Origin of the sequence: Azospirillum sp. A23, assembly GCF_042938965.1 — a bacterium.
GTDB classification, from domain to species: Bacteria; Pseudomonadota; Alphaproteobacteria; order Azospirillales; family Azospirillaceae; genus Azospirillum; species Azospirillum melinis.
This window is the reverse complement of the sequence record NZ_CP170666.1, coordinates 715,143-726,970: the sequence shown is the minus strand read 5'-3', so window position 1 is coordinate 726,970 and position 11,828 is coordinate 715,143. Positions and strand designations below refer to the sequence as shown.

The following is an 11,828-nucleotide window of genomic DNA, read 5'->3' as shown; positions in this document are numbered from 1 at the left end:
GTTCTGGGCGTTTCGCCCTTATTCGGCCGCGACCGGCGTCGCCTGCGCTCCGGCCATCGCTTCGGCACCCGCCTTCACCGCCTTGACGATGTTGTGATAGCCGGTGCAGCGGCAGATGTTGCCCTCCAGCCCTTCGCGGATTTCGGCTTCGGTCGGGCTAGGGTTCTCGCGGACCAGATCGACCGCGCTCATCACCATGCCCGGCGTGCAGAAGCCGCATTGCAGACCGTGATGCTCGCGGAAAGCGGCCTGCATCGGGTGCAGCGTGCCGTCGGCCGCCGCCAGACCTTCGATGGTCATGACATCCGCCCCGTTGGCCTGGACGGCCAGCGTGGTGCAGGATTTGACCGACCGGCCGTCGACATGGACGACGCAGGCGCCGCACTGGCTGGTGTCGCAGCCGACATGGGTGCCCGTCAGGCCAAGATGCTCGCGCAGGAAGGCGACGAGCAGTGTGCGCTCCTCCACCTCGCGCGAGACCGTCTTGCCATTGACGGTCATCGAAACGGTACAGGACATCGGTTTTCCTCCCGCTGGCTGAAGTCTGGCTTGCAGTCGTATGGCGTGCAGTTGGGACTTATCGCTGTCGATTGACGCGCCGTCGGCCGAAGCCGTGGTGGTGTCCGCTTCGGTCGGCGGTCTTGTGCCACAAGGATAGGGGGTGTCTGCCCTTCGAGGTCAAGGAGCCTGTGCATGGCTTGGCCGAAAGAATGGCATTGCAACCATCGTTATGTCGGATTGTACGTACTGGCGCGCAATTTTGTGGCGCGTTACAGTGGGTTGGGGCTGCCCACGCTCTGTGGGCCCAAAATAAATCCGCCCGGCAACGATCCGGGCACGGCAATGATGACGGGGAGAGCCACCATGAATCGCCCATCTGTGAAGCGTCGCGTCCTGGCCCTGTGCACGGCCGCGGGCTTCGGCATCGGTCTTGGCTTCGCCGCACTCCCGGCGCAGGCGGAGACCTTCATCACCGTTCTGACCGGGGGCACCAGCGGCGTCTATTACCCGCTGGGCGTGGCGCTTTCCAACGTATACGGCAAGGCGCTGCCGGGGGCGAAGGTGACGGCGCAGGCGACCAAGGCGTCGGTCGAGAACCTGAACCTGCTCCAGGCCGGGCGCGGCGAGATCGGCTTCACGCTGGGCGATTCGCTGAGCGATGCCTGGAAAGGCAACGAGGAGGTCGGCTTCAAGCAGAAGCTGGACAAGCTGCGCACCATCGCCGCCATCTACCCCAACTACATCCAGGTCGTCGCCGCCAAGGAATCGGGAATCAAGACGCTGGCCGACCTGAAGGGCAAGCGGGTGTCGGTCGGCGCGCCGAAATCGGGGACGGAGCTGAACGCGCGGGCCATCTTCGGCGCTGCCGGACTTGCCTACAAGGATTTCGCCAAGACCGAGTATCTGCCCTTCGGCGAGTCGGTCGATCTGATCAAGAACCGCCAGCTCGACGCGACGCTGATTTCCGCCGGCCTCGGCGTGGCGGCGATCAAGGATCTGTCCTCGTCGCAGGAGATCACCGTCGTCAGTATTCCGGCCGAGCTGGTGCAGAAGGTCGGCGATGCCGCCTACATCACCGAAACGATCCCGGCCGGCACCTATCCGGGCCAGACGGAGGCCGTGCCGACCGCCGCCGTGCGCAACCTGCTGGTCAGCCACTCCGGCGTGTCCGACGATGCGGCTTATGCGATGACGAAGACGCTGTTCGAGAATCTCGACGCTCTGGTCGCCGCCCATGTCGCCGCCAAGCAGATCAAGCTCGACCAGACCGCCACCCAGTCGCCGGTGCCGCTGCATCCGGGCGCCATCAAGTACTTCAAGGAAAAGGGCTTGATGTAAAAAACTGACGGGCGGAGAAGCCGTGGTGAGCGCACAGAAAAATCAGGCGGACTCCGAGATCCGCCAGGCCATCGACCGGGAAAATCCGGCGACGGTGGCCGCATTCGAAGGGTTCGACGGGCGGGCGGTCTTCGCCATCGCCGTCGCCTTCTCCGCCTTCCAGATCTGGACCGCCGCCTTCAACCCGGTATCCACCATGGTGGTGCGGGCGGTCCATGTCGGTTTCCTGCTGCTGATGACCTTCACCCTGTTCGGCTTCCGCCAGACGGCCGAACGCAGGCGGGTTCCCTGGTACGACTGGCTGCTGGGCCTGACCGCCTTCGGCGTCGGCCTTTACCATTATGTGTTCGAGGTCGACCTGATCCAGCGGGCGGGCGATCCCAACACCACCGACCTGATCGTCGGCACCATCGCAGTGGCGCTGGTGTTCGAGGCGGCGCGGCGCATCATGGGGCTGGCGCTGCCGATCATGTGCGGGGTGTTCATCCCCTACGCCCTGTTCGGCCGCCATCTGCCCTTCGGGCTCGCTCACCGCGGCTACGACATCGATCAGGTGATCGACAATCTCTACCTGTCGACGGAAGGGCTTTACGGCACGCCGACCTTCGTGTCGGCCAGCTACATCTTCCTGTTCATCCTGTTCGGCGCCTTCCTGGAGCGCGCCGGCATGATCAAGCTGTTCAACGACGTGTCGCTCGGCCTTGTCGGCCATGCCAAGGGCGGACCGGCGAAGGTTGCGGTGATCTCGTCCGGCCTGATGGGCACCATCAACGGGTCGGGCGTCGCCAACGTGCTGACCACCGGGCAGTTCACCATCCCGCTGATGATGCGCTTCGGCTACCGCCCGGCCTTCGCCGGTGCGGTGGAGGCCACGGCCAGCATGGGTGGGCAGCTGATGCCGCCGGTGATGGGAGCGGCGGCCTTCATCATGGCGGAAACCATCGGCGTGCCCTACAGCGAGGTCGCCATCGCTGCCGCGATTCCCGCCATCCTCTATTTCGGCAGCGCCTTCTGGATGGTCCATCTGGAGGCGGGGATGCGCAACCTCGTCGGCCTGCCCAAGGACCAGTGCCCCAGCGCGCTCCGCGCCGTGATCGAGGGCTGGTATCTCATCCTGCCGCTGGCGGCGCTGATCTACCTGCTGTTCTCCGGCTTCACGCCGCTGTTCGCTGGGGTGATCGGCATCGCGGCGACGGCGGCGCTGATCCTCGGCACGACCATCGTCGGCACCATCGGGCCGATGGCGTTGCGCGTCGCCTTCTGGGTCGCGGTCGGGCTGGTCGCCGCCGGCCTGTGGAAGCTGGGGTTCCGGACGGAGCATCTGGCCTTCACCATGGTCGTGCTGCTGATCATCCCCTGCCTGCTGTTCAAGGGCGGCCGGCAGACGCTGGTGCTGGTGGTCAACAGCATCGCCGACGGCGCCAAGAACGCGGTCGGCGTCGGCGTCGCCTGCGCGCTGGTCGGCGTGCTGATCGGCATGATGACGCTGACCGGGCTGGCGTCCAGCTTCGCCTCGACCATCGTCGATTGGTCGGGCGGCAATCTGCTGGCGGCGCTGGTGCTGACGATGATCGCCTGCATCGTGCTTGGCACCGGCCTGCCGACGACGGCCAATTACATCATCACCGCGTCCATTGCCGCGCCGGCCTTGCTGACCATGGGCGTGCCGCTGATCGTCAGCCACATGTTCGTCTTCTATTTCGGCATCATGGCCGACCTGACCCCGCCGGTCGCCCTGGCGGCACTGGCGGCCTCGTCGATCTGCAAGGCCGACCATATGGAGATCGGTTGGATCGCGACGCGGGTGGCGATGGCGGGTTATGTCGTGCCCTTCATGGCCGTCTACGATCCGGCCCTGGTGCTGCAAGGCGGGAGCTGGCTGGCGGTGGCCTATGTGTTCGTTAAGGCCTGCGTCGCCATTGCCCTGTGGGGCGCCGCCACCATCGGCTTCTTCTGGACGCCGCTGTCGCTGGTCGCCCGCCTCTATGCAGCGGCAGCCTCCTTCCTGTTCATCGTGGCTCTGCCGCTGACGGACGAGGCCGCCTTCGTCATGACCGTCTTGTTCCTGCTGTGGCAGCACCGGCGCCGGAGCGTGCCGACCGCCGCCGCGGCGTGAGGTGAGCGGTCTCTGCCTGTTCGCCCTCGGCGGCGCGCTGCTGGTGTCGCTGCCGGGGACGGCCTTCACCCTGTCCTGGGCCCACTCCATCGAAAAGACGGAGTGGCGGGAACAGTGGACCGTCGAAGCCGGACGGTTGCGCCTGACGGAGGCCCGCATCCGCGGCACCGGTGCTGGGATGGAGCCCGGACCCGATGCCCGGACGACCGAGGATGGCTGGATGGTCTGGATGCCGGAACTGCCGCCGCAGGACAGCGTCACGCTGGCGGCATCCGGATTCACCGACGAGCATCGGCTGTGTGCGGGCGGCGAGTGTCGGCCGCTGTCCGGCTGGACGGGGATGGCGGACCGGGCAATCACCCTGCGGGCCTGCCCATAGGGCCGGCGCATACCTGCCTACGAAAGTTCGTGTCGTCGCCGCCCCTTCCGGCTTGGCTTACGCTGCGTCAGTCCGCATACTCCCGTTCCTTTCGTCAGCCTATTTTCCGGACCGATGATCACTTCCCCAACGCACCAACGGCGCCCATCCATCCTCCCGACCGCTCTCCCGGCCTTTCTCTGGGGGGCGCTCGCCGTCGGCAGCGTGCTGCTGGGCGCGCATGGGGTGCAAGCAGCAGAGGTGGCGGCGGAGGTCGCCCATGCAGGTGTGCCGCATCTGGACGGGCGGTTGATGAGTGCGGCGTGGGTGGTGCCCTTCGCGGGGATCCTGCTGTCGATCGCGCTGTTCCCGCTGCTGGCGCCAATGGTCTGGCACCATCATTTCGGCAAGATTTCGGCGGCCTGGGCCCTGGCCTTCCTGGTTCCCTTCGCCGCGACCTTCGGGGTCGAGCTTGCCACCTACGAGCTGCTGCACACGGTCCTGCTGGAATACATCCCCTTCATCGTTCTGCTGACCGCGCTGTTCACGGTGGCGGGCGGCGTGCGGCTGGCGGGATCGCTGGTGGGGACGCCGATGGCCAACACGGTCGGGCTGGCGCTGGGAACCGTGCTGGCCAGCCTGATGGGGACCACCGGCGCCTCGATGCTGCTGATCCGCCCGCTGCTGCGCGCGAACGAACATCGGCGCCACAAGGTCCACACGGTCGTCTTCTTCATCTTCCTGGTGTCGAATGTCGGCGGGTCGCTGACCCCGCTGGGCGACCCGCCGCTGTTCCTGGGCTTCCTGAAGGGCGTCGATTTCTTCTGGCCGACGGTGCATCTGCTGGCGCCGATGACCTTCCTGTCGGGCCTGCTGCTGGCGATCTATTTCGCGCTCGACCTCTTCCTGCACACCCGCGATCCCGGCAAGCACCCGCTGATCGAGGGCGTGCACGAGCGCGAACCGATCCGCATCGAGGGCAGCGTCAACCTGCTGCTGCTGGTCGCCATCGTCGGCGCGGTGCTTCTCAGCGGCATCTGGCATCCGGGAACGGGCGTCACGCTGTACCATGTGCCGGTGCCGCTGGAGACCATCGTGTCGAACCTGCTGCTGCTTGGCATCACCGGCCTGTCGCTGGCGCTGACCAGCAAGCAGAGCCGCCGCCTGAACGGTTTCAGCTGGGGTCCGATCCTGGAGGTGGCGAAGCTGTTCGCCGCCATCTTCCTGACCATCATTCCGGCCATCGCCATCCTGCGGGCCGGCACCGACGGCGCGCTGGGCGCCATCATCTCCGCGGTGAACGAGGGCGGAAAGCCGAACCCCGCCGCCTATTTCTGGGCGGCCGGCATCCTGTCCAGCTTCCTCGACAACGCGCCGACCTACCTGATCTTCTTCAACACCGCCGGCGGCGACGCGAAGGTGCTGATGACGGATCTGTCGCTGACGCTGACCGCGATCTCGGCCGGCGCGGTGTTCATGGGTGCCAACAGCTATATCGGCAACGCTCCCAACTTCATGGTCAAGGCGATTGCCGAGGAGCGCGGCGTCGCCATGCCCAGCTTCTTCGGCTATATGGCTTGGTCCTTCGGTATCCTGGTGCCTCTGCTGGGGCTGACCACGCTGGTCTTCTTCCTGTAACGATCCTCAATCTGTAACAGCCACCGACGAAACCAATCGTCACCTCCGCCGTTAACCCGCACTGGGGCCGCCTTTCCGTCCGACATCGGACGGGTGTCGCGCGGCGTAACGGCTGGAGGATGACGTGGTTTCGAAGGGTCTCGGCTGGAACACGGGTGCGGGCTTCAAGGCGGGGCGGCCGATGGCCGCGCCCAGGCAATCTTGCTCGGACCAAGTCCCATCGATTGGGCAGGTGACATCGGTCTGAGCGGCCGGAGCCTGCGCCATGAGCACGCAGACCAACCCCGGCCACCTCCACTCCCTGACCCCGCTGCGCGGCATCGCGGCCTTGTGGGTGGTGCTGTACCACTACAGCTTCCAGTATTTCCCCAATCTGCATCCGGACAGCTACACGCATCTGGTGCAGAAAGGCTATCTGGCCGTCGATCTGTTCTTCATGCTCAGCGGCTTCGTGCTGACGCATGTCTATCACGGCACCTTTACGGACTCGGTCGGCGACAAATACTGGAGCTTCCTGCGGGCGCGCATCGCCCGGCTCTATCCGCTGCATCTGGCGGTCCTGCTGCTGTTCGTGGCGACGGCGCTGGCCGTCCGCGCGGTGGAGTACGCCGCCACCGGCAGCTTCCCGGCAATCCCGCTGAAAGGGGCTGAATCGGTCTGGGCCCTGGTCGCCAACCTGTTCATGCTCCAGGGCCTCTATGCCAGCATGCTGAGCTGGAATTACCCGGCCTGGTCGATCAGCCTGGAGTTCATGGCCTATCTGGTCTTCCCCTTCGCGCTGCCCTGGGTCTGGCGGTCGAGCGGCCGGGCGCAGGCCCTGCTTGCGGTCGGTGCGCTGGCGACGCTCTTTGCGTTGGCCTGGGCGACGCAGGACAATCTGAACCAGTGGGACGGTCCGCAGACCCTGCTGCGCTGCCTGCCGGAATTCCTGATGGGCACGCTGCTTTACAGTGCCTTCCGCAGCGGGCTTGCCGCGCCGGTGCTGTCGAGCGACCTGACGATGGCCGGGGTGGTGGTGGCGATCCTGCTGCTTCTGCACACAGGCGGGCCGGACCTGCTGGCCGTGCCCCTGTTCGCCCTGCTGATCCTGGCGGCGGTCGCCAACCACGGCCGGGCCGCGGGGATGCTGAATGTCCGGCCCCTGGTCTGGTTGGGCGACGTGTCCTATTCGCTCTACCTGATCCACGGCTTCGTCGAATATGCCACCACGCGGCTGTTGGGGCTGGGGCTCGGCATCCATGACCGCAAGGCGTTGCCGGGCAGCTGGTCGATGGCGCTCATGCTGGCGATGGTCACGGCCTGCTTGCTGATGGCCGGCCCGGCCTATCGCCGGATCGAGGTTGGCGGGCGCCGCCTGCTGCGGGACGGGCCGCGCTTCGGCCGGCTGACGCTGGCGACGGCGGGCAGGCGGGTCGACTGAGGCCTAAAAAAATGCGCCCGGGGGCTGAGGCCGCCGGGCGCAAAGGCACAGTACGAAAGAGGATCATCAGCAGTGATGATGCAATCGGGAGATCGATTGTGGCGCCACCCTGTCACGGACGACACGTGCGCCCCTTGACCGCGGTCAAGCTTGAGCAAAAGAGTAGGGCATCAATCCCCCAACGCCGGCTTCGGCAGCGCGCCGCTCAAGCCGTTGTCTTCCACCTCCTCCCTCTCCGGCCGGGGCACGCGGAACCATGCCGCATAGAGCGCCGGCAGGAAGAAGATCGTCAGCACGGTCGCACCGGCCAGACCGCCCATGATGGCGACCGCCATCGGACCCCAGAACACGCTCTGCGTCAGCGGGATCATGGCGAGGATCGCCGCCGCCGCCGTCAGGGCGATGGGGCGGGCACGGCGCACCGTCGCCTCGACGATGCTCTCCCAGCGGGACCGGCCGCTGCGGATGTCCTGCTCGATCTGGTCGACCAGGATGACCGAGTTGCGCATGATGATGCCGGCCAGTGCGATCACGCCCAGCATGGCGACGAAGCCGAAGGGCAGATTGAACAGCAGAAGCGAGGCGGTGACGCCGATCAGCCCCAGCGGAGCGGTCAGCAGGACCATGAACACGCGCGAGAAGCTCTGCAATTGCAGCATCAGCGTGGTGACCATGATCAGCAGCATCACCGGCATCATCGCGTTGATCGAGTCCTGCCCCTTGGCGCTTTCCTCGATGGCGCCGCCCATGGTGATGGCGTAGCCGTCGGGCAGGGTGGCGCGCAGGGCGTCGAACTGCCCGTTCAGCTGGGTGCTGACCACCGGGGCCTGCAAGCCGCCGGTCACGTCGCCCTTGACCGTCATCGTCGTCTCGCGCGCCCGGCGCCACAGCACCGGTTCCTCCAGCTCGTAGCGCACGGTGGCGACCTGGCTCAGCGGCACGGTGGTGCCGCGGCTGGTGCGGATGTTCAGTTCGCCCAGGCGCGAGAGGTCCATCCGCTCCTCCGGCGTGGTGCGCAGCAGGACGCCGATCAATTCGGTGCCCTCACGGTACTGGGTGACGGACATGCCGTTCAGCAGCAGTTGCAGGGCGTTTGACAGATCCTGCTTCGACACGCCCAGCGCGCGGGCCTTCGCGGTGTCAACCTCCAGCCGGATGCGCTTGGACAGCTCGTCCCAATCCAGATGGACGTTGGCAGTGTTGGGGTGGGCGCGCATGGTGTCGCGCACCTGATAGGCAATCTTGCGGATGGTCGCCGGGTCCTCGCCGGTGACGCGGAACTGCACGGGGTAGCCGACCGGCGGGCCGTTCTCCAGGCGGCCGATGCGAACGCGGGCGGCCGGGAAGTCGGAGTCCAGCGTCGGCTCCAGCCGCTGCATGAAATGCTCACGCTCCTCCAGCCCCTTGGTCATCACCATGAACTGGGCGAAGTTGGCGGTCTCCAACTGCTGGTCGAGCGGCAGGTAGAAGCGCGGCGACCCGCCACCGGTGTAGGCGACCCAGTAATCAACGTCCGGGTCCTTGGCCAGCACCGCCTCCATCCGCTTGACCTCGGCCGCCGTGGCTTCGAAGGAGGAGCCCTCGGCAAGCCGGACGTCGATCAGCAGTTCCGGCCGGCTGGCCGACGGAAAGAACTGCTGCTGGACATGGCCGAAGCCGACCAGCGCTGTGACGAAGGCCGCCACCGTCACGCCGATGGTGATCCAGCGCGCCCGCACGCAGGCCTCGATCATGCCGCGCAGGATGCGGTAGGCGCGGGTGTCGTAGATGTCCAGCTCGTGCCCGTCCGGCACCACATGCTTGGGCTTGGGCAGCAACAGCCAGCCGAGATAGGGAGTGAAGATCACCGCCACCACCCAGGACAGCAGCAGCGACAGCGCCACCACCCAGAAGATCGAATTGGTGTATTCGCCGGCGGCCGAGGCTGCGAAGCCGACCGGCACGAAGCCGGCGGCGGTGACGATGGTGCCGCTCAGCATCGGGAAGGCAGTGGAGGTGTAGGCGAAGGCGCCGGCCTTCAGCCGGTCCCACCCCTGTTCCATCTTCACCACCATCATCTCGACCGCGATGATGGCGTCGTCGACCAGCAGGCCAAGCGCGATGATGAGGGCGCCCAGCGAGATGCGCTGCAGGTCGATGTGCAGGATTTGCATCGCCACCAGCGTCATCGCCAGCACCAGCGGCACCGCCAGCGCCACGACGATGCCGGTGCGCCAGCCCAGGCTGACGAGGCTGACCAGGATGACGATGCCCAGCGCCTCGGCCAGCGATTCCGTGAATTCGCCGACGGAATGTTCGACCACCTTCGGCTGGTCGGCGATCTGCGCCACCTCCAGCCCGACCGGCAGTTCGGCGCGGACCGTCTCCATCGCGGCGTCGAGCTGTTCTCCCAGCTTCAGCACGTTGCCGCCCTTCGCCATGACCACGCCCAGACCGATGGCGTCGCGGCCGTTGTAGCGCAGGGTGTAGCGCCGCGGTTCGACATAGCCGCGCTTGACCTCCGCCACGTCGCCGATGGTCAGCAGCCGGCCGCCGCTCTCCACCGGGATCGCGCGCACCGCCGCCGCGGTGTCGAGGCCGAGGTCTAGGCGGACATAGACGCGCTGCGATCCGGTATCGACGTCACCCGACGCGGCGATGGCGTTCTCGCGCTGGAGCGCCTGGATCACCGAATCGACCGGCAGACCGAAGCTGGCGAGCCGCTGGCTGGAGATCTCGACATAGACGCGCTCCTCCTGCGGGGCGATCAGGTCGATCTTCTCGACGCCCGGCAGCTTCAGCAGGCGCGCACGCGCCTGCTCGGCGACCTTCTTCAGCTGGGCGGGAGTGAAATCCTCACCCATGAAGGCATAGATGCCGGAATAGACGTCGCCGAACTCGTCATTGAAGAAGGGGCCGACCACGCCGTCGGGCAGGGTGTAGCGGATGTCGCCGATCTTCTTGCGCACCTGATACCACAGGTCCGCCACCAGTTTCGGCGGGGTGGAATCCTTCAGCTGGACGAAGATCACCGACTCGCCGGGCTTGGAGTAGCTGCGGGCGACATCGTAGTAGGGCACCTCCTCCAGCTTCTTCTCGATGCGGTCGGTGACGAACTGCTCGACCTCGCGCGCGGTGGCGCCCGGCCATTGGGTGCGCACCACCATCACCTTGAAGGTGAAGGACGGATCCTCCGCCCGGCCCAGGGTCTTGTAGGCCAGCGCCCCGGCCAGCACGCTGGCGAGCATCATGAACAGCACCAGCGTGCGGTGGGCCAGCGCCCAGGCCGACAGGTTCATGCGGGAGTGGTTCATCGCGCCGGCTCCGTCCACACGCGGACCTTCTGGCCGGCGTCGAGTTTGTGCACGCCGGCGGTGACGACGCGCTCACCGTCCTTCAGCCCGCCGCCGATCAGCGCGAGGTCGCCGGCATAGGCGGCGACGGTCACGGGGCGCAGCTCCAGCCGGTCATCCGGCGCGGACAGCACCCACACCGCCGGCTTCTGCTCCCGCTGCGCCAGTGCACTCAGGGGAACACGGGCGACCGGTGCGCCATGGTCGGCGGCGGCGATGACGGTCGCGGTCATGCCGAGCTGGACCGTGGGCGGCGGATCGGTCAGCGTGATCTTCGCCTGGAAGGTCCGGGTGTTGGCGTCGGCGCTCGGCGAGACCTCTCGCAGGCTGCCGGCGATGCTCTTGCCCGGATGCGACCACAGCTCCACCGCCAGTTTCTGGCGGGGCAGGGCGGCGACGCTCTGCTCGGGGATGTTCGCCACCGCCTCCAGGCTGCCCAGCCGGGCGACGCGCAGCGCGGTCTGGCCGGACGCGACGACCTGTCCCGGCTCGATCAGCGTCGCGGTGACGATGCCGGCCTCGTCAGCGACCAGCGTGGCATATTGGGCGGAGTTGTCGAGGACGCGCAGCTGCGCCTCCACTTCGCGCACCTTGGACTCCGCCTTGTCCAGCGTGGTCTTGCGGCGGTCATATTCCTGGCGGGTGGTCCATTCGCCCTGGCGCAGGCTGGCGTAGCGCTGGAAATCGCTGCGGGCGTTGGCGGCATCGGCGTGGGCGGAAGCGAGCTGCGCCTGCGATGCGCGGATCTGCAATTGAAGATCGGTGGGGTCGAGGCGGGCCAGCGGCATGCCGGGTTCGACGCGGGTGCCGACCTCCACCAGCCGGGCGGTCACCTTGCCGCCGACGCGGAAACCGACATCGGCCTCCACCCGAGGGCGGATCACCGCCGGGTAGCGCACGCTGTCGACCAGAGGTTCCAGCGTGACGGTGGCGACACGGACCGGACGCACCTCTGCCTCCGCCGGGGTGGAGGCGGACTGCGTTTCGTTGCAGCCGGCAAGCAGGCCCGCCACCGTCAGAAGCGCCGTTGTCGCCATGACGGCGGACGCAAGCCGCCTTTCGCGGAACAGGGCCATACCACGTCTCCCCACTGGACTGGACTGTATCGTACTGTTACCGTCCTAC

The 11,828-nt window shown here is 66.9% G+C and carries 8 protein-coding genes; 5 read left to right on the top strand and 3 right to left on the bottom strand.

Annotation, left to right across the window (positions count from 1 at the left end; genetic code table 11):
- Positions 1-18: 18 nt before the first annotated feature.
- Positions 19-519 carry a (2Fe-2S)-binding protein gene (locus ABNQ40_RS12250; RefSeq protein ID WP_109047839.1) on the bottom strand — a complete coding sequence of 167 codons (501 nt, stop codon included), beginning with the start codon at positions 517-519 and terminating at the stop codon, positions 19-21.
- Between the two features lie 345 nt (positions 520-864).
- On the opposite strand from ABNQ40_RS12250, the gene ABNQ40_RS12245 reads away from it, so the two are divergent.
- The 5 genes from ABNQ40_RS12245 (at position 865) to ABNQ40_RS12225 (ending at position 7,371) form a co-directional block, all read left to right on the top strand.
- On the top strand, positions 865-1,839 hold the full coding sequence (locus tag ABNQ40_RS12245) for a TAXI family TRAP transporter solute-binding subunit (RefSeq protein ID WP_109047840.1): 975 nt from the start codon (positions 865-867) through the stop codon (positions 1,837-1,839).
- Between the two features lie 25 nt (positions 1,840-1,864).
- Positions 1,865-3,955: a TRAP transporter permease gene (locus ABNQ40_RS12240; RefSeq protein WP_109047841.1), complete on the top strand. Its 2,091-nt coding sequence runs from the start codon at positions 1,865-1,867 to the stop codon at positions 3,953-3,955.
- 1 nt (position 3,956) lies between these two features.
- On the top strand, positions 3,957-4,334 hold the full coding sequence (locus ABNQ40_RS12235) for a DUF1850 domain-containing protein (protein ID WP_109047842.1): 378 nt from the start codon (positions 3,957-3,959) through the stop codon (positions 4,332-4,334).
- Positions 4,335-4,448: 114 nt separating this feature from the next.
- Positions 4,449-5,951, top strand: coding sequence for a sodium:proton antiporter (locus tag ABNQ40_RS12230; protein ID WP_391346671.1), 1,503 nt, complete (start codon positions 4,449-4,451; stop codon positions 5,949-5,951).
- Between the two features lie 265 nt (positions 5,952-6,216).
- Complete coding sequence (locus ABNQ40_RS12225; RefSeq protein ID WP_109049020.1) at positions 6,217-7,371, top strand: acyltransferase; 1,155 nt, start codon at positions 6,217-6,219, stop codon at positions 7,369-7,371.
- Between the two features lie 170 nt (positions 7,372-7,541).
- On the opposite strand, the gene ABNQ40_RS12220 is transcribed toward ABNQ40_RS12225, so the two are convergent.
- Positions 7,542-10,664, bottom strand: coding sequence for an efflux RND transporter permease subunit (locus tag ABNQ40_RS12220; protein WP_109490842.1), 3,123 nt, complete (start codon positions 10,662-10,664; stop codon positions 7,542-7,544).
- Positions 10,661-11,779: an efflux RND transporter periplasmic adaptor subunit gene (locus ABNQ40_RS12215; protein ID WP_109049021.1), complete on the bottom strand. Its 1,119-nt coding sequence runs from the start codon at positions 11,777-11,779 to the stop codon at positions 10,661-10,663. Before ABNQ40_RS12215 ends, ABNQ40_RS12220 begins: the two co-directional genes overlap by 4 nt.
- Positions 11,780-11,828: the final 49 nt, after the last annotated feature.

Coding starts and splice junctions, on each gene's coding strand:
- ABNQ40_RS12245 (WP_109047840.1), top strand. CDS start 865: ATGAATCGCCCATCTGTGAAGCGTCGCGTCCTGGCCCTGTGCACGGCC.
- ABNQ40_RS12225 (WP_109049020.1), top strand. CDS start 6,217: ATGAGCACGCAGACCAACCCCGGCCACCTCCACTCCCTGACCCCGCTG.
- ABNQ40_RS12220 (WP_109490842.1), bottom strand. CDS start 10,664: ATGAACCACTCCCGCATGAACCTGTCGGCCTGGGCGCTGGCCCACCGC.
- ABNQ40_RS12250 (WP_109047839.1), bottom strand. CDS start 519: ATGTCCTGTACCGTTTCGATGACCGTCAATGGCAAGACGGTCTCGCGC.
- ABNQ40_RS12230 (WP_391346671.1), top strand. CDS start 4,449: ATGATCACTTCCCCAACGCACCAACGGCGCCCATCCATCCTCCCGACC.
- ABNQ40_RS12215 (WP_109049021.1), bottom strand. CDS start 11,779: ATGGCCCTGTTCCGCGAAAGGCGGCTTGCGTCCGCCGTCATGGCGACA.